The sequence below is a fragment of the Oceanobacillus massiliensis str. N'diop genome, from assembly GCF_000285495.1.
Taxonomy (GTDB): domain Bacteria; phylum Bacillota; class Bacilli; order Bacillales; family Amphibacillaceae; genus Oceanobacillus; species Oceanobacillus massiliensis.
Map to the genome: position 1 here is coordinate 627,264 of NZ_HE610977.1, position 21,961 is coordinate 649,224.

The following is a 21,961-nucleotide window of genomic DNA, read 5'->3' on the forward strand; positions in this document are numbered from 1 at the left end:
ATGATTATATTTTAACCCGCTTTAGCCGAAGTGCGTTTGTAACGACACTCACTGAGCTTAAAGCCATGGCTCCACCAGCAATCCAAGGCGCCAATAATCCTAAAGCAGCTATCGGAATTCCTGCAGTATTATATCCGAAAGCCCAGAATAGGTTCTGACGAATATTTTTAATAGTGGCATGACTGATCTTAATTGCTTTTGGTATAAGCAATAGCTCTCCACCAAGAATTGTGACATCTGCTGCTTCAATCGCAACTTCCGTGCCAGTTCCGATGGCTATCCCTATATCTGCTGTCGCCAGTGCAGGTGCGTCATTTACCCCATCACCCACCATAGCTACTATTTTACCTTGCCGCTGGATTTCTTTCACTTTATCTGCCTTTTGCTCGGGTAATACTTGTGCCATTACCTGCTCAATTCCAACCTGATCGGCAATTGCTTTTGCAGTACGTTCATTATCTCCAGTCAGCATAAATACTTGCAGCCCCTGTTCTTTCAGCTGTCGAATGGCTTCTGGTGCAGTTTCCTTAATCCTGTCTGCTACAGCTACCGATCCTTTATATATTCCATTGACTGCAATCAGCATTGCTGTTTTTCCTTTTAATTCAAAATCAACCAGTTCCTGTTCCGCATTAACATTTATTTGGTTTTCACGCATCAATTTTCGATTGCCGACAATAATACGATTGCCAGAAATTGTTGCTTCGATACCCCTGCCCGGTAGTGCTGAAAAAGAATCTACAGCGATAAATTCGATATTCTGATCTTGTGCATAGGCCACAATTGCTTCTGAAAGCGGGTGCTCAGATCCCTTTTCCGCACTGGCGAGTAATTGAAGTGTTTCTTCGTTGCCTGTAAAGTCCGTTACTTCTGGTTTTCCCTTTGTGACTGTTCCTGTTTTATCCAGAACAATTGCATTTAATTGATGGGTCCGTTCCAGATGCTCCCCGCCCTTGAACAATATACCGCTTTGGGCTGCTCTTCCAGTTCCGACCATGATGGAGGTCGGTGTCGCCAGTCCCAGTGCACATGGACAAGCAATAACAAGTACAGCTATTGCAGCCACCAATGCTGGCTCAAATTCTCCTTGCTCGACAAAAGCAAGCCAGACAATAAATGTCAACACTGCGATTCCGATGACAATTGGAACAAAATATCCGGAAATCACATCAGCTAAGCGCTGGATCGGTGCTTTTGATCCTTGGGCATTCTCAACAGCTTTTACAATGGAAGCAAGTGCTGTATCTTTCCCAACCTTTGTAGCTTCCATTTCAATCAAGCCATTCTTATTGATTGTTGACCCGATTACCGGCGCATTGGTGCCTTTTTCAATCGGAATCGATTCTCCGGTTATCATCGATTCATCAATGGCAGTTCTCCCTTTGGTAACAATACCGTCGACAGGTATCTTTTCTCCCGGCTTTACAATAAGAAGGTCACCAGCAATCACTTCTTCAACCGGAATCATCAATTCCTCTCCATTTCTCACGGTACGAGCCTGTTTTGCCTGAAGGTTAAGCAATTTGGAAATAGCAGCAGATGTCTGCGTTTTGGCCCGTGTTTCCAAATATTTACCAACTAAAATCAGTGTGATCAGAATGGCACTCGTTTCAAAATATAGATGCGGCATGTATTCCGGATTACCGATGCTTTTGATTGCTTCATATAAACTGTAAAAATAGGCAGCACCTGTCCCCATAGCAACAAGGACATCCATATTTGCTCCACCATTTCTCAGGTTCTTATATGCACCAACATAGAATTGCCATCCAATCACAAATTGAACCGGGGTTGCCAAAGCAAATTGGAACCAAGGATTCATGAAAATTGCCGGTATATCTCTCCCTAATAAATGGACAACCATTGTTAGCAACAACGGTAAGGATAAGACAGCTGAAATCATTAGTTTTATTTTCATTTGACTTAACTGCTTCTCTTTATATGTCTTCTTCTGGTCTTTATCAGTTTTAGGATTTGCGTCATAGCCGATTTTCTGAATCCTATCAATGATTGCAGCTTCATCAATTATTCCCGGATTATATTCCACGGCAGCACTTTCCGTTGCAAGATTGACAGTAGCCAGCCTGACACCATCCTGTTTGTTTAGCACTTTCTCAATTCTCGTGGAGCATGCAGCACAGGTCATTCCGAATATATCAAACTCCGCCTTCTCAATTAAAACCCCATATCCAATATTTTCTATTTTTGAGGTGATTTCTTCGATGGACGTCTTTGCTGGATCATAATCAACTGTAGCCTTTTCTGTCGTTAGATTGACTTGTGCTTCAACACTGTCCATCCTATTTAGCACCTTTTCAATCCTGTTGGAGCATGCGGCACAGGTCATCCCGGTTACACCCAATGTTGCATGTTCAGAAGCACTCATTTTGAATCCGCCTTTCCTATTTAGAAAACTGTTTCATTACACCCATCAGTTCATCAATTGCTGCGTATCCTTCCCCCGATTTCACAGCATCACTGACGCAATGTTTAATATGTCGTTCAGCAACTTCAAAACCCACTTTTTTAAGCGCTGCATTGATAGCGCTGATCTGCACTAAAATATCTACACAATAACGGTCTTCATCCACCATTTTTTGAATACCCCGAACTTGGCCTTCTATTCGCTTCAAACGGTTGATGACTGCCTGCTTTTCATCCTTTGTTCTGGGAGTTGCTGGGTGTTCATGTAAAAATTCATCCATATTATTCACTTCCTTCTTATGATTATACTATACCCCCCTAATGTATTTCTAGTCAACAGAAATGCTTAGAAAGAGAAAGATACATTTAATATCAAAATCAAAGCATTGTAATAAGGATTATTTTTAGGCAAATAATATAAACTGCGAAGTAACGACCGATCTCCACTCCGAGCGCTCCGGAAATACACTGCGCTTTCCGCGGGCTCGCGCTGAGCCTCCTCGCTCGCAAAGTTCGCTCTCTGCGGGGTCTTAGCGTCTTCGCTTTCCCGCTGGAGTCTCCGTGTATTTCCTCCGCTAAGATTTAGCTTTCTGAATAGAATTACTGTTATTCAATTATTAAGATGATTGATTGTAGCGCAGGGCAGTCGACTCCAGCGGGAAAAGCAACGGCTGAAGATCCCGCAAGAAGCCGGGCTTGCTTCTGAGGAAGCTGAAGCGGTGCCCGCGGAAAGCGACTGCCCGGAGCGGAAATCGGCCGGAGCAGTTATCGTATTTACTGACTGCCTTCTTTATAGAAAAAAAATCATAAATAATTTGAGATGGTTGTTAGAAGCCAAGGAGGTCTAGCGGGAAAAGCAACGGCTGAAGATCCCGCAGGAAGTGGATTTCTTCCGAGGAAGCTGGGAGCGCCCGCCGCGGAAAGAGACTGTCCGGAGCGGAAATCGGCCGTTGCTGTTATGTCGCAGTTATATCAACTGAGAGGATGAAGCAAAAAAAATAGAATAACAGGTCGAGCAATATGGTTAATTTTACTTCACAGCGGGTAACGTATCTATGTAGGACAAAATATACAGATTCAGGAGGTTTTTTAGGAATGGCGCATGAACAGCACAAGGAATTAATCGGGACTTTACATGAATGTATGACAGCATGTAATCATTGTTTTGATGCTTGTCTAAAAGAGGATGATATTAAAATGATGGCTGAATGCATCCGTTTGGACAGGGAATGTGCGGATATCTGCAATTATGTGGAACAGGCACTTTCCCGAAACACTCCATTCGGCTCTGAGTTAGCCTCAGTTTGTGCCACTATTTGTGAGGCATGCGGAAATGAATGCAAAAAGCATGAACATGAGCATTGTCAGAAATGCGCAGATGCCTGCTTCAAATGTGCAGAAGCTTGTAAAAGTGTGGCATAATAATTTAAAAAAATTGCTCAAAAAAAGGTAATGCCTTTTTTGAGCAATTTTTTATTTACTTCGACAACATGAGGTTTTGAAAAAATCATTTGGTGCTAAATAATAATCAAGTAGTTAATCTCAACAATTTACCAGTCCAAAGCGGATTAAGGAACGTGCACGATTATCTCTGAACAGAAGCAAGAAGTGGAAGTCATAAGATTTTATCTGCTTTTAACAAGTAGATTCACCGCCTCATCAATAGCCGATTCAGAACTTTCCCCTTCTTTCTGCTTTTCACGGATGCATTGCTCCAGGTTTTTGCTGACAATTAATGCAGAAGTTCGATCCAAGGCTGTCTTTGCAGCTGACAATTGAGTAACAACGGCTTTACAGTCTTTCTCCTCTTCCATCATTTTCAGAACACCTCTAACCTGTCCTTCTATCCGCTTCATACGATTAAAGACTTTTTCATCATATTTCACAGCAGCACATCTCCTTTTTCTTCTTATAATCCAATAAACAATAACCTTGAATTTGGTATCCTTTATTCTTTAAGAATCTGGCTGCAAGATTTATTTCTACAGAATCTGCTGCAATTAAAACAACTGGTTTATGGGGTATTTCATTATAGTGTCTTCTTAAATATGGTACAGGTATACGATACATATCAGCTATCGATTCCTTTGAGGATGTCTGAAAATCCCTCGTATCAATCAGCAGTACATTATCTATGGACAGGAGATCACTTCTTGTATACCTTCTGGAACTGCCAAGGGCCGGGACATACCTTTTATAAATCAATACGGATGCATAAATTGCCAAACCAATAAGTATTATACTCATTACAAACTCCCTTCAACTTTAATACCGTTTATATCGTATACGCGTATATGAATCCCGTCAATGAATTAAACTTGAAGGGAGAGCCTTTTATAAGAATTAGCCCCCTATCTGTTTCGACAGGGGGCTATTGCTTCATCTATAATGTGTTACTTATCTTTTTTTGATAATGCCATTGCCTTCTTAATATCCTTGAATGAGCCGGAACGTCCATACATTAGAACTCCTCCGCTATACACTTTAGCACCAATATAAGCGAGAATGGCTATTGTACCAACAAGGATACCGATTGAGAGTGCAACTTCCCAGAATGGAAGATCGAGCATCCCCACTCGCAGAAACATGATCATTGGTGCAAAAAACGGAATGAATGAAGTGACGGTTATCAGTGTCGATTCCGGCATCTGCAAACCAAACATTGCGATTAAGAATGCTGCTACAATCATCATTGTCATTGGAGTGATTAGCTGATTGACGTCCTCCAAACGGCTTACAAGCGAACCAAGCATTGCTGCAAGTGTTGCATATAGCATATATCCCAAAAGGAAGAATATCACAGCATATATATAGATTGAAGGTGATGTATCCTGAACACCAAAGAAGCTGAAGAATCCTCCAGTCATCTCATCCTGTTTTGCTGCAAGGAATGCATAACCTACTGCCATAAATAAGACGACTTGCGTCAATCCGACAAAGGCTATGCCGATAATTTTGGCAAACATATGGGTTACTGGAGATGCACTTGAAATCAGAATTTCCATCACGCGTGATGATTTCTCTGTCGCAACATCTGTTGCTATCATCTGCCCATATATGATTACTGCCATATAAAGGACAAATAATATGACATAAACAATTCCTCTTGCTTGATCAAGCTCTTCTTCGGTTTTCGCAGTTTCATTCAATGCCACTGTTTCAAAAGGGATTGGTGAATAGATATCTGCTATTGTGGCTTCGTCAATTCCTGACTGCTGTGTTGCAATTGCAATTTTTAGCTGCTGCAAATGCTGTTCAATTGCTGCCTGATTCCCTGTCTCTGCAATATTATCTGCATAGTAAGCAGCTTCCGGGAGCTGATTATCATTCATGGATATGACAATTAATGCATTAAAATCTTCACTCTGTACAGCTTCCTTCCCTTCTTCCACAGAACCATCATAGGAGATTAATTCAAAGTCTTCTTCGGCAGCAGTAAGGCTTTCCTGCAGAGACTCACCCAATGCTCCAGATTCGTCAATCATTGCAATTTCTTCCTTATCCCCATCTGTGAATGTATCGATGATGGATTGGAAATTCGTAATGCCTACAATAAATAAAAGCGTTAATAATGTGCTGATAAGGAAGGATTTCGTTTTAACTCTTGTCAGGTATGTATGTGACAGAACAACCCAAAACTTATTCATAGGAAGCACCTACTTTCTCAATGAAAATATCGTTCAATGAGGGCTCTTCCAGGTCGAATTTACTTACGAAGCCTTTTCCCTGCAGTTCTGCAAAGATATTTTGAGAAACATCCTCATTAGTTATTTGCAGTTTACAACCCTGTGCCAGTTTCTTGTAATTGACAACTCCCGGAAAATCTTGCAGAAAATCGAAGTTAAAATCCCCATGTATCAATAGATTTTTCTTTCCGAATGTTCGTTTAATATCTTTCAGTGTTCCTTGTACGACCGGTGTTCCTTTATGCAGAATACATAAATGCTCACATAACTCCTCTACATGCTCCATTCGGTGTGATGAAAACACAATTGAAGTTCCCTGCTCTTTCAAATCAACAACAGCTTCTTTGAGCATTTCTACATTAACTGGGTCAAGTCCAGAAAACGGTTCATCCAAAATCAGCAATTTAGGCTTATGGATGACGGCAGTGATAAATTGAATCTTCTGCTGGTTTCCTTTTGAAAGTTCATCCACTTTCTTATTCATATACTCTGGCACCTTAAAGCGCTCCAGCCAGCCTTCAAGTTCTTTAATTATTGACTGTTTGTTCATCCCTCGGAGCTTTCCAAGATAGATTAATTGTTCCTTTACCGTTAATTTGGGATAAAGCCCTCTCTCTTCAGGCAAATATCCAATTAAGTGGCTCTTGTCATAGCTTATGGACTCCCCATTCCAGGTAATTTCACCTTCTGTAATATCCAGTAATCCAAGAATCATCCGAAAGGTAGTTGTCTTCCCAGCACCATTTCCACCTAAAAAGCCAAACATCTCTTTCTCCGGTATTTCAAGCGAAAGCCGTTTAACGGCTGTATGCTCATTGAATCGTTTTGTGACGTCCTTTAATAATAATGTCATATTCCATCTCCTCCCTGCTTCTTTATACGATTGAAATAAATTATTAGTTTCACCAAAATTATTCATTTACTAAAAAAATTCAATTATAATAGAACTATACCAGTGTAAGCGCTGACTAAAGGAGGAATACCTATGAAATCATACGCTTTAACAGTATTTGATAAGTCTGGAGAAAAATTACTTGATGAATCTTTCACTGCCGTTTCTGACCAGGAGGCAAAAGAAATAGGAAAGGCACAGCTTCTGGAGAAAGGATTTGCAGAGCACACACACCGGTGCGTAAACCCGCAAGCAAAACTAATCCTCTTCCACCGATAAATCCGGGTGCCTGTCACTTCCCGGTTTTTGTCGATATTTGTCGATTAATTACAATGCAAAGCCCGCAGAATTTAGTTCTGCGGGCCTCTATGTAATCGTCTAGTTTGTTGAATTGCCATATAGCTCTTCTAATGGCTTCGTGATGATACGGCTGATATCATTGATTACAAGGTTTAATTTTTGCTCCTCTTCCATCAATTTGGCGATATCTTGATGTTCCTGTACCGATTCCACGATCGCACGCGCTTTTTCAACTTCCTCTTCCGTAATTTCCATTCCCTGCATTTGCTTTTCCTGCAGCTCCATTTGTGTATCGCGGAAATCTTCAAACATCTGTTTTGCGCTTGGCTCGTTCATAACCGTCTCATAAGCTGTTTTTAGGTTTTTAAATTCTTCACTTTCGCGAATGGCTTTCTCTAAATCATATGCACTATCATAAATATTGGGCATCAATTTCCCTCCTAGTTATCATTTCTAAGGCTACTATAACAGAGGTTTTAACCCATGTATACCCTCAAGAAAAATATAGCAAATCGTCAAAAATCTTTTTTTCCCACACCAGGGACTGCTATAATTTAATATAGACTCAAGCAAAAAGGAGTTTTCCCATGCAGAATACGCTCAAAAAACTGTTTTCTACTTTCTTGATTTTTGACGAACTAGAGGAAATACCAGACAACTACCAATGGTATCTGACCGATTCAAACCAAATTATCGGTATCCATAAAGATGAATTGGGCGAAAAAGATTCAGCTATCCTATCTGCTTTTTTATTGCCGTACGATCTTAACATCCCAAAGCCTACAAAACTGGAAAGGATTTGGAAAAAAAGAATCACGGCACCTGCACCAGAACAGGCGGAAATGACTGGACAAGCATTCCGATTTATTTATTTCCACTTTAAGAAGGACCAAATCGAACCTTCCATATTTAAAGAGACGATAAAGGAATTCTATTCCAGTCCGGCTGCCGTCATGTGGGAGAGTGAACATGAAGGGATTATTATTGAACAGCAAGACTCCCAGCTGGAAGAACATATTTCCTACGAACAGATCAGTGACACTTTAATGAGTGATCTGTATGTAAAGATCAAATTTTTCGAAGGGCCTTTCCTGCATGACTATACCAACTTAACTGATCATTATACATCGATTATCGAATCTGCCAGAAGCGCATTTAACTATACGGAGAAATCAGCTGTCAGCTATGTCGATGCAATTCCATTCGAACTAATAGATGAGATATCTCCAACCAAACGGAAGCGGATTACACAACTAATATTGAAGGATTTTATGGATGATGAAGACTTCCTCCAAACCATCCGAACCTTCATTCAATGCAATCTGAATGTTTCTGTGACGGCAAAAAAGTTATACATGCATCGAAACAGCCTTCAGTATCGGATTGATAAATTCCATGAGAAAACGGGTATCGATGTGAGGCAGTTTGAACAGGCCGTGACGGTCTATCTCGCATTGCTATCAAACATGCACAAAGGATAGGGACAATCTTTGTGCATGTTTGCCATTCCCAAATGTAAGCCCTTTCGTTAAGCTATAACTATAGAAAAAATATACATTGGAGGGAATAAAATGGCTGAGTTACGCTTGGAACATATTCAAAAATCTTATGATAAAAACGTTATTGCGGTAAATGACTTTAATCTGGATATCAAGGATAAAGAATTTATTGTATTTGTAGGCCCATCAGGCTGTGGTAAATCCACAACATTACGGATGATTGCAGGATTGGAAGAAATCTCAGATGGTGAGCTATATATCGATGATAGGAAAATGAATGACGTTGCACCAAAAGACCGTGATATTGCCATGGTTTTCCAAAACTATGCTCTATATCCTCATATGAATGTATATGATAATATGGCATTTGGACTAAAACTTCGAAAATTTAAAAAAGATGAAATCGATCAACGTGTCAATAATGCAGCCAAAATCCTTGGACTGGAAGCATACCTGGATCGTAAACCAAAAGCATTGTCCGGTGGGCAGCGTCAACGTGTAGCACTCGGACGGGCAATTGTTCGGGATGCTAAAGTATTCCTTATGGATGAACCATTATCCAATCTGGATGCTAAGCTGCGTGTACAGATGCGTGCCGAAATTCAAAAGCTTCATCAGCGTCTGCAGACAACTACTATCTATGTAACCCATGACCAGACAGAGGCAATGACAATGGCCACCAGGCTTGTGGTGATGAAGGATGGCATTATCCAACAGGTAGGTGCCCCTAAAGACGTATATGATCTACCGGAAAATATCTTTGTTGGAGGCTTTATTGGTTCACCTTCCATGAACTTCTTTACAGCCAAATTAATAGAAGGATATTTAGTGATTGATGATGTAAAATTAAAAGTTCCAGAAGGTAAAATGAAAATGCTTCGCGAACAAAATTATGTAGAAAAAGAAGTTGTTCTTGGAATACGCCCAGAGGACATCCATGATGAGCTTGTGTTCATCGATTCCTCTCCAGAAAGCAAAATTTCTGCTACCATTGAGGTTGCAGAATTGATGGGGGCTGAATCCATCCTCTACTCCAAACTAAGTACACAGGATTTCGTAGCAAGAGTGGACTCCCGAACAGATATCAAGGGTGGAGACAATATTGAACTTGCATTTGATATGAACAAAGTGCATTTCTTCGATAAAGATACAGAACTGCGAATCAGATAATCATTTAGAGAAGTGGATAACACCACTTCTCTTTTCTTCTATAAATAGCCAAACTTCTGGCTATACTAGTCACAAAGGCATGTTTTGACTGTTAAATGATAAATCCTGGAAAGACACCCAATTATGTAAGGAAGGAAAGCCTTAAAAGACTTCCCCTCCAGCCATATTATTATTTAGAAGCTTCCATTCATTTGTTGTTGTGCAGTTTGAACAAGACGTTTAGTGATCTCTCCACCTACAGAACCATTCGCACGTGAAGTAGTATCAGCACCAAGATTAACACCAAATTCTTGAGCAATTTCATATTTCATTTGATCAAGAGCTTGTTGTACTCCAGGAACAAGTAATTGGTTTGAACTATTGTTGCTAGCCATGTTTATCACCTCCTGTAATTCTATTGTCTGCACATCGGAAAATCTTATGACAAAATAGTGCTGGTAAATTGTAGGATATCTACCACCTTCTGAAAAAAGAGACTGTTTTCTCAAAATTGTTATTTTCACATCAAATATATAAACTACGACGTAATAGCAATTCCCGATTTCCGCTACGGGCAGTCGCTTTCCGCGGGCACCGCTTCAGCTTCCTCGGAAGAAACCCACTTCCTGCAGGGTCTTCAGCTGTTGCTTTTCCCGCTGGAGTCGACTGCCCTGCGCTCCAATCAATCAGCTTAATAATTGAATATCAGTAATTTGATTCAGAAAGCCAAATCACAACGGAGGAAATACACGGAGACTCCTGCGGGAAAGCGAAGACGCTAAGACCCCGCAGAGAGCGAACTTTGCGAGCGAGGAGGCTTAGCGCGAGCCCGCGGAAAGCGAAATGTATTTCCGGAGTGGGGATAAATCACCAATCATATATTGTTGCGTCACAGTTTCCATCAAATACAAAGTCAGAAATAACAGCAATACTTACGAAAAGAGCCAAAAAGAAGAACAGGCTGCTATTAATGCCGCCTGCTCTTTTTCCTGATTATTTTGGATGTGTCATTTCTTTTGGATTGACATATTCGTCAAACTCTTCTGCAGTCAATAAACCAAGTTCAATAGCCGTTTCCTTTAAGGTAGAATTATCATTAAAAGCCTTTTTTGCAATCTTTGCTGCATTCTCATAGCCGATATGAGGGTTTAAGGCTGTCACAAGCATTAAGGAATCATTTAAGTATTTTTCGATCTGTTCCATATTTGGCTCTATTCCTGCAGCGCAACGCTCATCAAATGACATAATACTATCTGCAAGTAATTGGCTGGATTGAAGGAAGTTATACGCGATAACTGGTTTGAATACATTTAATTCAAAATTCCCCTGACTTGCAGCAAATCCGATTGCAGCGTCATTTCCCATCACCTGGGCAGCTACCATTGTTACGGCCTCACTTTGTGTCGGGTTAACTTTCCCAGGCATAATGGAACTTCCAGGTTCATTAGCAGGAATCGTAATCTCGCCAATTCCACAACGCGGTCCACTTGCAAGCCAGCGAACGTCATTGGCGATCTTCATCATATCAGCAGCCAATGCTTTCAGTGCTCCATGGGCATAAACAGTTTCATCATGACTCGTTAATGCATGAAATTTATTGGGTGCAGATACGAATTCCTTACTTGTATATTCACTGATTGCCTTACATACACGTTCGGAAAACTCTGGATGTGCATTGAGCCCCGTACCAACTGCAGTGCCGCCAATTGCCAATTCCCTTAGATGGTTTGCACTTTCTCGAATCATCATTTCTGATTTTTCCAGCATACGATGCCAGCCGCTGATTTCTTGACCAAGTGTTAGTGGTGTAGCATCCTGCAAATGTGTACGTCCAATTTTGACGATATCGGAGAATGCTTCCTTTTTCTCATTAAATGTAGCTTTTAACTGTTTGATTGCAGGAATTACGATGTCCTCGAGCTTTAATACAGAGGCTACATGCATCGCTGTAGGATATGTATCATTAGAGCTTTGCGATTTATTCACATCATCATTCGGATGGAGCCTTATCTTGCTCCCTTTCTCCTCCAGCCAGTTATTGCCGACGTAAGCCAATACTTCATTTACGTTCATATTTGATTGGGTACCACTTCCCGTCTGCCATACGACCAGTGGAAAGTGCTCATTCAATTTATCTTCAAGAACTTGATCTGCCGCGTAGTAGATTGCTTCAGCCTTGTCTTTTTCCATTAGTCCAAGATCACTATTGGCTTTTGCTGCGCTTCTCTTTAATATTGCAAACGCTTTTATAATTTCAGTTGGCATTTTTTGATCACCAATTGGAAAGTTCTCTTTACTTCTTTGCGTTTGTGCCCCCCAATATTTGTCAGCTGGTACCTTTATTTCTCCTATGGTGTCCCGTTCGACGCGATAATCCATTTCAATTCCTCCCATTGTCGGATAATATAACTGTTGAAACCCTCTCTATTGTATCAAATTTTTCAAATAAATTACTACTTATCCATCAAAAATAATGTAAAGACCTGCGTAAAATGGAGTCAAAAGATTGCAATGACACAAAATTGTACTACAATTCCTTCCAATTCAGCACGGTTTTTCGATATAATACGTTGTAGTTAGTTGTTAAAAAGACCTTTCGCATCACTGACTATACGTTTAAACAGAAGTCTTTCATACCATCATTTCTTAAAGTACCGTTTTAAAGGAGGATTTCTTTATGCCGAATATATGGACACATATACTATTCTGTGAAGATGTTGTAGATGCGGTTAAAAAACCATATCCATTTTCACCATACGAACCCTATATGAAGTTAGGAGCACAGGGGCCTGACCCCTTTTTCTATTATAATTTTTGGCCTTGGATCAAAAAAGATCCGGTAAACGAAGTGGGATCAGTTCTTCACACGGAAAATTGCGGGGACTTTCTGATGGAATTGATCGTTCATGCTAAGAATCAATGCAGGGAAGTCAAAGCCTACGTGACAGGCTTTGTTACCCATCATATATTGGACCGCAATACACATCCCTTTATCCATTATCGCGCAGGTTATGAAGGGAGCAAGCATCAAAAGCTTGAAGTGCTGATTGACACATTAATGCTGGAAAAATATTACAAATTGAAAACATGGAAGTCAGCGGTGTATAAAGAAATCAGTGTCGGAAAGTCATTGAATCCTGAAGTTCAAGCCCTGATGGACCAAACCATAAAAAAATACTACCCAGATTTAAACGTTCCCGCCGATTACATTCAGAAATCATACAGAGATATGCTTTTTGCATTAAAGATACTATCGGATCCCTACGGCTGGAAAAATAAATTGCTTGGCTCCTTGATTTCTTCCTATTCACATCAGCCTATCCATGACAGCATTGACTATCTGAATATGAACCGGACTACCTGGTATCATCCGGCAACAAATGAGCCTTCAAGTAAAAGTTTTATTGAATTATATGACAAGGCACGGGTGGAGGGAATTGAAATTTTGACAGAGCTGCAGAACTACTGGCAAAATAATAACCATTATTCCAAGCAACGGCTGAGTGAACTGATTGCAAATATTTCTTATGACACCGGCAAACCCCTTAAGCTTCTTCTTGAAAATAGATACTGTGATCCAATCGTGTAAAAGCAGCGTGCATCAGCACCCTGCTTTTTTAGTATTATTGGTTTTTTGCAGCTGGATCTGATAAATCGGAACGTAGCTCAAGATTACTTTGCTTCAGGTTCGGCAGCATAGCACGAGAGCAGAATTTGCGAAGTCTACGTTTTATTTGGTGCGATGTTTAGTGTTCATATAAATAATATACATCCTTGACATTCCATTTCTAAGCTAATGGATTGAAGCTTAGTGCAGTCGACTCCTGCGGGAATAGCAACAGCAGAAGATCTTGCAGGAAGCTAACACCATAAGCGGAAAGCAACTGCCCGCAGCGACTTGGCCAAAGCTGTTATAATGCACTTTTGACTATTACCTCGGTTTTACCCTTACTTCGCCTTCAGGTTCGGTAGCTTTTATCGCCTCCTGGACTCCCTTTTCTATGTCAACAAACCTCAAAAGAATGATACCAACGATAAAGAAGACAACGAGCGAAATAATTCCCAATCTGCTGTTGCCTGTGATTTGGCCAACAAAGGCAAACATAAATGGACCAATTACCGCTGCAAACTTCGAGGAAATCCCATAAAAGCCAAAGAACTCCGCATGTTTATCTGCTGGTACCATCCTCCCGAATATGGACCTGCTCAATGACTGGGCACCACCTTGCACCAAGCCAACACAGAAAGCGAGAATGTAAAAATGTAAGGATGAATTCATGAAATATCCGATAATGACAATTCCCAAATAAACAAAAAGCGTTATATTCAATGCTTTTTTTGCTGTGATTTTTGTTGCGAGCCAACCAAAGAAAAAGGTAAAAGGTATACCAACAAACTGGGTTATCAATAAAGCAAGTATTAAATCATTTGAAGCAATCCCTATTTCACTGCCATAAACAGTTGCCATACGGATAATAGTCGATATCCCATCATTGTACAGCCAAAAAGCCAGCAGAAAAATCGCCGCCTGCTTATATTGCCGGATTTCCTTAAATGTGCTGCCTACCCTCGAAAAACCAGTTGATAGATAGGATTGATTCCGTTTCACAAGTACCTTTTTCTCTTCTTTAATATTTTTGATTAAAGGGATAGAGAAAACCAGCCACCATACACCAACCGTGACAAAGGATACCCTGCTGGCCATTGCGGTGTCTGCTAATCCAAACCAGCCTGGGTTGAGAATCATAACAATGTTTACTGCAAGCAATAGCCCGCCCCCAATATAGCCAAAGGCAAAACCACCGGACGAAATACGGTCTATATCATCCTCCCCTGCTATTTCAGGTAAAAATCCATCATAAAAAATATTTGCTCCTGAGAAACCGATTGATCCTACAATAAATAATACCGATGCTAATATGTAGTCTCCTTCGCCAACAAAAAATAATAAAATACTGGCTATAATACCCATAAAGGCAAAAAACTGAAGGAATTTCTTTTTCGATGCAGAGAAATCACTGATAGCTCCTAAAATGGGTGCCAGTACTGCGACAATCAGGACCGATATTGATTGTGAATAGCCCCAATAACTCGTGGCCAGTCCTTCTTCCAGACCGGAAGCTGCAACACTTGAATAGTAAACAGGAAGTACTGCAGCCATAATCGTCGTTGCAAATGCGGAATTACCGAAATCATAGAGCATCCAGCTTCTTTGTAGCTTCTTTCTTTTCTCCATTGTCCTCCCCCTCTTTAAAAAAGGCTGTTGATTCGCTACCCATATTTTATACAATCTGATCGGACAGCAGCGAACACTTTCCAAATGACATCCTTCCCAGATTCAACTTTGGCTCCACCCCCACCATCTATTCACCTATTCGCAAAAGAGAGCCTTCCAGATTTAAAAAGCATATCAAATAAAAGTCCTTTAGACCTATCCATTTATAAAAATTTACAAAAAGAAAACAAAAAGCAAGGAAATCCGATTCCCTGCTTATCTTAGGACGGCACTTCCCAGTAGCAGTCGTGTTACTTTTTTCTTCGCTTGCCGTCACTAATTTAACCCAATTTCGAGTATTTCAGCAAAAAAAAGCCTCACCGACTGAGGTAAGGCTTCTGTTGTTATTCCCAAACAAAATGTCTATATGCTTTACTTAATTTCATAAATTGATCTTTATTGCCTTTATCAATGGAGCCATTAATATCTTCTTCCAATTGCTTTTTATTCCAGTTGAAACAAAGTTCATCCAAAACCAGTCGTGAAGCTATTCTTATTTCATAAGGAATTTCCCGTTTAGCATCTAATCTTTGGCCTTCATATCGAAAAAATCTGTAAACAATCTTTTCCTTCTTCATGGAACATGCCCCCTTTGTTCCTTTTTATCATTATCCTAAATTTTTAGAATAATTGCAACTGGATTCTGATATATTCAGCAATTTATTTTTTGAAGATTTTCTGATTTTCCTTCAGCAAACTTACTTAACAAATCGCAATATAAATTACCTTGTGCCTGATTTTTTCTCTAGACCCACCAATGTTCCTCTGATAGACTATTAAAGTTAACTTTTCCCTTACACTTAGGCCTGTCAATCTTTAAACAGGCTCAAAGAGGGTAATCTATATAAAGCAAGTGAATTTGGAGGCAGAACAATGGATCATTCAGAGAACTTGAAAAAGGGAGAAAAAGGAGCATGGATCAGTATTATTGCTTATATTTTTCTATCCTTCATTAAACTCTATATTGCTGCAATAGGCAGTTCAGATGCGCTAAGAGCAGATGGGTTGAATAACACAACCGATGTAATCGCGTCGATTGCCGTATTGATTGGATTAAAAATCTCCAGAAAGCCACCAGACGAAGTTCATCGTTATGGCCATTACCGTGCAGAAACGATTGCCTCCCTGTTTGCAGCATTCATTATGATGTTTATCGGTGTGCAGGTGATTTATGATACTTTTAAAAAGGTATTTAATCAGGAAGTAATACAGCCGGACATGCTCACAGCTTGGACAGCACTTGGGGCAGCATGCATCATGTTATTTGTATATCGTTATAATTCGAATCTGGCCAAGAAAGTAGAGAGCAGCTCATTAAACGCAGCGGCAAAAGACAATCTATCCGATGCATTGGTAAGTATTGGCGTTTTTATCGGGATTATCGGTGCACAATCCGGAATCAGCTGGCTTGACCCTCTGGCAGGGATGCTGGTAGGTCTGATTATATGCAAAACGGCATGGGATATATTTAAAGATTCGACGATAACGCTGACAGACGGTTTCGATGAGGAGCAGCTGCAGCGAATTCAGCGAAGTATTTCAAAGGATGCAGAGGTAAAAGAAGTGCTTGATGTAAAAGGAAGGGTTCATGGCAATCAAGCATTGATTGAAATAACCATATTGGTGGATCCGACGTTGAATGTTGAAGAGAGTCACAAAATTACAGAGAGAATCGAATACTACCTCGATAAAAAGCATGATATCACACATGCACATATTCATATTGAACCGTATACAGAAAAGCAAGGATGACCAAAAAATGGTATCCCTGCTTGATAGTACTTGATTGGCTACCAGCACCTTCTGGAATCTTCAATTTGAGAATGTGTTGGAAGGTGGTTTTCCAGCTCTATAAAATAATGGATAATCACGGATATATCACAAAATTTACTGATAAGTTGCCTAAAGATGCTGATATATGGTGTCTTTCGCTGTTATATTCCAAACAATGCTGATATATTCTCGGTAACAAGCTGATATAGATGTCACGGCTCATGAGACAGAAGCAGCCTTTTAAAGCAAGAATTATAATGAAAATAAAAAGACTGTAAGGATTGCTCCAATAACAACCAGCACAACATTCAATCCCATAAATGCAAGAACCGCAGCAACAACTCCACCTATCAACCCAATTTGCGGTTCCTCTGGCCTAACCGCTAATATTCCAGGGAATATCAATGCTCCTAATGCTGCGTAAGGTATCGATGCAAGCCATCTATTTACCCATGGCCTGTACTGCATTTTTTCTACGATGAAAGCCGGTATGATCCGTGGGAGCACCGTCACGATAGACATCCCAATAATAATCCAAATCATGCCCTGTCCTCCTTAAGCATAAAGATTCCACTCATTCCACCAATCACTGTTCCGGCAACAATCGCCCAGCCAGAGCTCATACCAAGCTGTACACATAAAGCATTCACCAGCATGGCAATCACAGCAATAGCTGCAATCCGCTTTTCTTTTTTGATGGTTGGAACAAGCAGACCAATAAACATAGCATATAAAGCAATCCCCATACTTTGACTAAGACTCTCTGGTATTATTTCACCTAGAAGCCCTCCGAAAAAAGATCCGAAAATCCAGGATAGATAAGCAATTATAATAATTGTCCCATAAAATACTGCTCCTTTTTCCTTTCTGCTCTGTTTGGGATTTACTGCAGACACAGCAAATGTCTCATCTGTCAGTCCGAATGACAGAGGAATTTTCCATTTTAAACTAATATCTTTGAGCAGACTCATAAAGGATAGGCTCATAACAAAATGACGGAAGTTCAATACAAAGGTCGCAATAATAATCTCCAAAGCCCCTGTACCAACTGCAACCATATTCACCGCCATAAACTGGCTTGCCCCGGCAAAAACCATTACACTCATTAATGTTAATTCAGCCAAGGTCATACCTGATTGTTTCGCCAGCACTCCATACGTAATTGCTACTGGAAGATATCCGAGCATAATAGGAAATCCTGTAGCGAGACCTTGTTTTATCATATGTATTGTTGCAGATGAATTCCCCTCTTCACTTTTTGTCACAATTTCTTACAATCCCCCTTTTGTAAAATTCTATTTATTATAACTGAATTTTTCGTAAAATTAAAGGCCTAAAAGAGGGAAATATATGTTATTGACAAACAAAGAATGAAAGATGTATAGTCATTATTATCATAATTAAAGGCTGTTTTCTCAAAGATAGTTGTTTTTCATAAAATATATTAACTGCGAAGTAACAGACTCAGCCGATTTCCGCTCCGGGCAGTCGCTTTCCGCGGGCACCGCTTCAGCTTCCTCGGAAGAAATCCACTTCCTGCGGGATCTTCAGCTGCTGCTTTTCCCGCTGGAGTCGACTGCCCTGCGCTCCAATCCATCAGCTTAATAATTGAATATTAGTAATTGGATTGAGAAAGCCTAATCACAACGCAGGAAATACACGAAGACTCCTGCGGGAAAAGCGAAGACGCTAAGACCCCACAGAGAGCGAACTTTGCGAGCGAGGAGGCTTAGCGCGAGCCCGCGGAAAGCGCAGTGTATTTCCGGAGTGGAGATAAAGGACCAATCATTTCTTGTTACGTCACAGTTTCCATCAAATATAAAATTAGAAATAACAACAATTCTTACGAAAAGAGCCTAATTAAATTACCTTTAATCCAAGGATACAGAGTAGATTATTGTCCAGCAAAAAACAGAGACAAAGCGGTTGGTGCAAGCTTTGGCAGATAATAATTGAATTACATATCCCCCGATTGCATGCAGCAATCCATGAACGGATTACATACAATGAGAGGGTGAATTCATTTCACCAATCAGGGTGGTAACGCGGAGTGAAGCTTCGTCCCTATTCAGGGACGGGGCTTTTTATTATTTTCAAGAAGGAGGAAACATCATGATTCCAATAAGTCCAAGACATCGTCCTTCCATCATGGAAGCAATCCTATTCTTTCTTTGTACGGTAGGTTTAATCAGCTATTTCATCATTGGTCTGGAAACAGTCCCACACATCCCCATACTGCTGGGAACGCTGGCCCTAATCGCATATGGACTTATGAAACAGATACCTTTTAAGGATTTACAGGCAGCAATGATTGCCGGGGCAAATTCCGGAATGGGGGCAATATTTCTCTTCTTTCTCATTGGAATACTAATTAGCAGCTGGATGATTAGTGGAACGATCCCAGCTTTAATCAATACCGGCTTTTCTGTTATAGGCAGCACTTGGTTTTATGGAATCGTTTTTGCTGTTACTGCCATTATCGGTGTAGCCCTCGGGAGTTCTCTGACAACCTCTGCAACCGTTGGTGTTGCGTTTATTGGGATGTCGGTTGCGATGGATGCTGAGCTGGCAATAACGGCAGGAGCCATTGTTTCCGGGGCGTTTTTCGGCGATAAAATGTCTCCATTATCCGATACAACCAATCTGGCATCAAGCATTGTTGGTGTGGATTTATTTGAACATATCAAGCATATTGGTCTTACAACTATTCCGGCATTTATAATTTCACTTGTTCTTTTTATTCTTCTTTCACCAGATGAAACGGTTTCTCTCGGAAAAGTAGAGCAATACCAAACAGCACTTCAATCGGCCGGTTTGATTCACTGGGCTTCCTGGCTACCATTAGTTGCCTTGGTTATTTGTACCATATTTAAAATCCCCGCATTTATTTCGCTTGCAGTCAGCAGTATACTTGCCACATTATCGGCAAGCTTCACGAGTGGAATCGGCTGGTTGGAAATCTGGAATATTTGGTTCAATGGCTATACCGGGACAACAGACTTTGAGCCTGTGAATGAGCTATTAACAAAAGGGGGCATCAATAGCATGCTCTTTACCATCTCGTTAGTTATCCTTGCTCTGAGCTTCGGTGGTCTTTTATTTGTCACCGGCATTCTCCCTAGCATGTTAGCCTCCTTTCAGGAAAAATTGCAAAATGCCCGTTCGATCATTCTTTCCACTGCTGCAACGGCGATCGGTGTCAATGTGTTAATTGGTGAACAGTATTTATCGATCTTGCTGACAGGAGAAACCTATAAGGATATTTATGACAAAGCAGGTCTTACTAAAAAGTCTCTTTCACGGACGTTGGAGGATGCAGGAACAGTAATTAATCCTCTTGTTCCATGGAGTGTCTGCGGTGTTTTTATAGCGGATGTGTTAGGTGTCTCTGTACTCTCCTATCTGCCTTTTGCATTTTTCTGCCTGCTCAGTCCTGTTATCACCATCCTATTTGGAGCCAAAACAGCAAAACAGAAATAAACCTAGAAACAAACAGGAAGAGCACCCCTCTTCCTGTTTGCTTCGTTTTATAAGACGCAATTATGATATATCGTGAATCGATGGTTTGTTCATCGGATAGTCGCTTTCAGATGGATAAATTATTTAAAATCCGCTGCATTTCATCAACTATAAATATGAATCAGCAGCAATTATAAAAATAAACTCTTCACTCGCCATTTACTTTCTCCCAAGAAAAAAAGGTTCCCCACTTAAGAGAAACCTCAAAATCTTATTGCTTACACTATTATCCTATAACCCTCATCAATTCCTTTTAAATGTTATTCTTTATCCTGATCCGTTATAATGAGGGGTCCCTCTTTGGTTATGACAATCTGATGTTCGTATTGTGCAGAGCGACCCTGGTCGATTGTTCTTGCTGTCCAGCCATTATCATCCATTTGGCTTTCCCATGTTCCTTCATTTATCATTGGTTCAATGGTAATAACCATACCTTCTTTCAGGCGAAGGCCTTTGTTTGGTAAGCCATAATGCGGTACATGCGGATCTTCATGAATTGTTGGCCCAATTCCATGACCTGTAAAATCACGCACGACAGAAAAGCCTTCACCTTCTGCATATGTCTGAATGGCATGACCGATATCGCCAATCCGATTGCCTGCCTGTGCCTGTTCTATCCCTTTATAAAGAGCAGTCTTTGTTACATCCATCAGACGTTTGCCTACTGCATCAATATTGCCTACTGCATAGGTCCATGCTGAATCGGCAAGACCGCCATTCAGATTCACAACCATATCAATCGTTACGATGTCGCCATCCTTTAATGGCTCATTATTCGGAAATCCATGGCAGATTTCATCGTTAACAGATGCACAGATGGCATACGGGTAACCGTTGTATCCTTTTTGCTCTGGTGTTGCACCATGTTCAGCCATGAATTTTTCTGCAAATGCATCTATTTCCAAGGTCGTGATTCCCGGTTTTATCATTTTGGCAATCTCTTTATGACATGCAACAAGAATGTCACCTGCTTGCTGCATCTGTTCCAATTCTCTTTTACTTTTCCTTGTGATCATAAATAAACTTCCTTTCTTATGTGTGTCACCATGTATCAACAGTCTATATAGCAAAGCAATCATTAAATCAGTAAAATATCCAAATTAAAGTGTATCATAAAACACCGACAAATACAGTAACGAAACACTCCTAAATAAGGCTGAGGCAATGTACTGGCCTGCTTACTTCTTCACTTATTATGATTATTCGATTATGTATGTACCCCATAGCATAAATAAAGGCAGCGGAATTGACCCGCTGCGCTTTTGTTTACTTAACAGTATCCCCCACCGTATCCGCCAGTATATGCAGTACCGATGATTATTAATAAAATGAATAATACGACCAGCAATGCGAAACCGCTTGATCCGAAATCTGAACCTTCTTTACTCATTCTGTTCCCTCCTCTATTTTCGAGACTACTTTACTTTATGCTGAGTCTTTAAAA

23 protein-coding genes are annotated in these 21,961 nt (G+C 40.4%); 8 read left to right on the forward strand and 15 right to left on the reverse strand.

All coding sequences use genetic code 11. The features are described 5' to 3' along the window. Nucleotides 1–4: 4 nt before the first annotated feature. Together OMHG_RS08645 and OMHG_RS08650 are read right to left on the reverse strand one after the other, a co-directional pair. Nucleotides 5–2,386 carry a heavy metal translocating P-type ATPase gene (locus tag OMHG_RS08645; protein WP_010650131.1) on the reverse strand — a complete coding sequence of 794 codons (2,382 nt, stop codon included), beginning with the start codon at nucleotides 2,384–2,386 and terminating at the stop codon, nucleotides 5–7. A gap of 16 nt (nucleotides 2,387–2,402) precedes the next feature. After that, entirely contained in the window at nucleotides 2,403–2,705 is a 303-nt protein-coding gene (locus OMHG_RS08650) for a metal-sensing transcriptional repressor (RefSeq protein ID WP_010650132.1), read from the reverse strand. Nucleotides 2,706–3,050: 345 nt separating this feature from the next. Between OMHG_RS08650 and OMHG_RS08655 the strand changes: the two genes are divergently transcribed. Next, nucleotides 3,051–3,272, forward strand: a complete 222-nt coding sequence (locus tag OMHG_RS08655; protein ID WP_010650133.1) for a hypothetical protein — start codon at nucleotides 3,051–3,053, stop codon at nucleotides 3,270–3,272. Nucleotides 3,273–3,519: 247 nt separating this feature from the next. Then, a complete protein-coding gene (locus tag OMHG_RS08660; protein WP_010650134.1) occupies nucleotides 3,520–3,846 on the forward strand; it encodes a four-helix bundle copper-binding protein in 327 nt (108 codons plus the stop codon). A 203-nt stretch (nucleotides 3,847–4,049) separates the two neighbouring features. Here the strand turns inward: OMHG_RS08660 and OMHG_RS08665 are convergent, their stop codons facing one another. From OMHG_RS08665 to OMHG_RS08680, 4 genes are all read right to left on the reverse strand, one after another. Beyond that, entirely contained in the window at nucleotides 4,050–4,310 is a 261-nt protein-coding gene (locus tag OMHG_RS08665) for a metal-sensitive transcriptional regulator (RefSeq protein ID WP_010650135.1), read from the reverse strand. After that, a complete protein-coding gene (locus tag OMHG_RS08670; RefSeq protein ID WP_010650137.1) occupies nucleotides 4,300–4,671 on the reverse strand; it encodes a rhodanese-like domain-containing protein in 372 nt (123 codons plus the stop codon). The genes OMHG_RS08665 and OMHG_RS08670 overlap by 11 nt, the downstream gene beginning before the upstream one ends. A gap of 146 nt (nucleotides 4,672–4,817) precedes the next feature. Further along, nucleotides 4,818–6,071 (reverse strand): ABC transporter permease, encoded by a 1,254-nt coding sequence (locus OMHG_RS08675; RefSeq protein ID WP_010650139.1) that lies wholly within the window; start codon nucleotides 6,069–6,071, stop codon nucleotides 4,818–4,820. Further along, complete coding sequence (locus tag OMHG_RS08680) at nucleotides 6,064–6,963, reverse strand: ABC transporter ATP-binding protein (RefSeq protein ID WP_010650141.1); 900 nt, start codon at nucleotides 6,961–6,963, stop codon at nucleotides 6,064–6,066. The genes OMHG_RS08675 and OMHG_RS08680 overlap by 8 nt, the downstream gene beginning before the upstream one ends. Nucleotides 6,964–7,095: 132 nt before the next feature. On the opposite strand from OMHG_RS08680, the gene OMHG_RS08685 reads away from it, so the two are divergent. Further along, nucleotides 7,096–7,281, forward strand: a complete 186-nt coding sequence (locus OMHG_RS08685) for a YhzD family protein (protein ID WP_010650143.1) — start codon at nucleotides 7,096–7,098, stop codon at nucleotides 7,279–7,281. Between the two features lie 99 nt (nucleotides 7,282–7,380). On the opposite strand, the gene OMHG_RS08690 is transcribed toward OMHG_RS08685, so the two are convergent. After that, the gene (locus tag OMHG_RS08690; protein ID WP_010650145.1) at nucleotides 7,381–7,731 is read right to left on the reverse strand and encodes a YlbF/YmcA family competence regulator; all 351 of its coding nucleotides are present in this window, start codon (nucleotides 7,729–7,731) and stop codon (nucleotides 7,381–7,383) included. A gap of 158 nt (nucleotides 7,732–7,889) precedes the next feature. On the opposite strand from OMHG_RS08690, the gene OMHG_RS08695 reads away from it, so the two are divergent. Then, nucleotides 7,890–8,783 carry a PucR family transcriptional regulator gene (locus tag OMHG_RS08695; protein WP_010650147.1) on the forward strand — a complete coding sequence of 298 codons (894 nt, stop codon included), beginning with the start codon at nucleotides 7,890–7,892 and terminating at the stop codon, nucleotides 8,781–8,783. Between the two features lie 90 nt (nucleotides 8,784–8,873). Next, nucleotides 8,874–9,971 (forward strand): ABC transporter ATP-binding protein, encoded by a 1,098-nt coding sequence (locus tag OMHG_RS08700; RefSeq protein ID WP_010650149.1) that lies wholly within the window; start codon nucleotides 8,874–8,876, stop codon nucleotides 9,969–9,971. 173 nt (nucleotides 9,972–10,144) lie between these two features. Here OMHG_RS08700 and OMHG_RS08705 read toward each other — a convergent pair whose 3' ends face one another. Beyond that, entirely contained in the window at nucleotides 10,145–10,345 is a 201-nt protein-coding gene (locus OMHG_RS08705; RefSeq protein ID WP_010650151.1) for an alpha/beta-type small acid-soluble spore protein, read from the reverse strand. A gap of 598 nt (nucleotides 10,346–10,943) precedes the next feature. Then, complete coding sequence (fumC, locus tag OMHG_RS08710; RefSeq protein WP_010650153.1) at nucleotides 10,944–12,329, reverse strand: class II fumarate hydratase; 1,386 nt, start codon at nucleotides 12,327–12,329, stop codon at nucleotides 10,944–10,946. A gap of 298 nt (nucleotides 12,330–12,627) precedes the next feature. Here fumC and OMHG_RS08715 point away from each other — a divergent pair, with 298 nt between their 5' ends. Further along, nucleotides 12,628–13,539 carry a zinc dependent phospholipase C family protein gene (locus OMHG_RS08715; protein WP_010650154.1) on the forward strand — a complete coding sequence of 304 codons (912 nt, stop codon included), beginning with the start codon at nucleotides 12,628–12,630 and terminating at the stop codon, nucleotides 13,537–13,539. Nucleotides 13,540–13,881: 342 nt separating this feature from the next. Here the strand turns inward: OMHG_RS08715 and OMHG_RS08720 are convergent, their stop codons facing one another. Continuing rightward, nucleotides 13,882–15,186 carry an MFS transporter gene (locus OMHG_RS08720; RefSeq protein WP_010650155.1) on the reverse strand — a complete coding sequence of 435 codons (1,305 nt, stop codon included), beginning with the start codon at nucleotides 15,184–15,186 and terminating at the stop codon, nucleotides 13,882–13,884. A 383-nt stretch (nucleotides 15,187–15,569) separates the two neighbouring features. After that, nucleotides 15,570–15,803 carry an IDEAL domain-containing protein gene (locus OMHG_RS08725; RefSeq protein WP_010650157.1) on the reverse strand — a complete coding sequence of 78 codons (234 nt, stop codon included), beginning with the start codon at nucleotides 15,801–15,803 and terminating at the stop codon, nucleotides 15,570–15,572. A gap of 295 nt (nucleotides 15,804–16,098) precedes the next feature. Here OMHG_RS08725 and OMHG_RS08730 point away from each other — a divergent pair, with 295 nt between their 5' ends. Next, nucleotides 16,099–16,977 carry a cation diffusion facilitator family transporter gene (locus OMHG_RS08730; protein ID WP_010650159.1) on the forward strand — a complete coding sequence of 293 codons (879 nt, stop codon included), beginning with the start codon at nucleotides 16,099–16,101 and terminating at the stop codon, nucleotides 16,975–16,977. A 273-nt stretch (nucleotides 16,978–17,250) separates the two neighbouring features. Here the strand turns inward: OMHG_RS08730 and OMHG_RS08735 are convergent, their stop codons facing one another. Together OMHG_RS08735 and OMHG_RS08740 are read right to left on the reverse strand one after the other, a co-directional pair. After that, nucleotides 17,251–17,541: an AzlD domain-containing protein gene (locus OMHG_RS08735; protein ID WP_010650160.1), complete on the reverse strand. Its 291-nt coding sequence runs from the start codon at nucleotides 17,539–17,541 to the stop codon at nucleotides 17,251–17,253. Beyond that, nucleotides 17,538–18,263: an AzlC family ABC transporter permease gene (locus OMHG_RS08740; protein ID WP_010650162.1), complete on the reverse strand. Its 726-nt coding sequence runs from the start codon at nucleotides 18,261–18,263 to the stop codon at nucleotides 17,538–17,540. Before OMHG_RS08740 ends, OMHG_RS08735 begins: the two co-directional genes overlap by 4 nt. Nucleotides 18,264–19,110: 847 nt before the next feature. Between OMHG_RS08740 and nhaC the strand changes: the two genes are divergently transcribed. Continuing rightward, complete coding sequence (gene nhaC, locus OMHG_RS08745) at nucleotides 19,111–20,478, forward strand: Na+/H+ antiporter NhaC (RefSeq protein WP_010650164.1); 1,368 nt, start codon at nucleotides 19,111–19,113, stop codon at nucleotides 20,476–20,478. Nucleotides 20,479–20,777: 299 nt separating this feature from the next. Here nhaC and map read toward each other — a convergent pair whose 3' ends face one another. Next, a complete protein-coding gene (gene map / locus OMHG_RS08750; RefSeq protein WP_010650165.1) occupies nucleotides 20,778–21,533 on the reverse strand; it encodes a type I methionyl aminopeptidase in 756 nt (251 codons plus the stop codon). Between the two features lie 254 nt (nucleotides 21,534–21,787). Beyond that, nucleotides 21,788–21,907 (reverse strand): YjcZ family sporulation protein, encoded by a 120-nt coding sequence (locus OMHG_RS17900; RefSeq protein WP_010650166.1) that lies wholly within the window; start codon nucleotides 21,905–21,907, stop codon nucleotides 21,788–21,790. Between the last annotated feature and the right edge of the window lie 54 nt (nucleotides 21,908–21,961).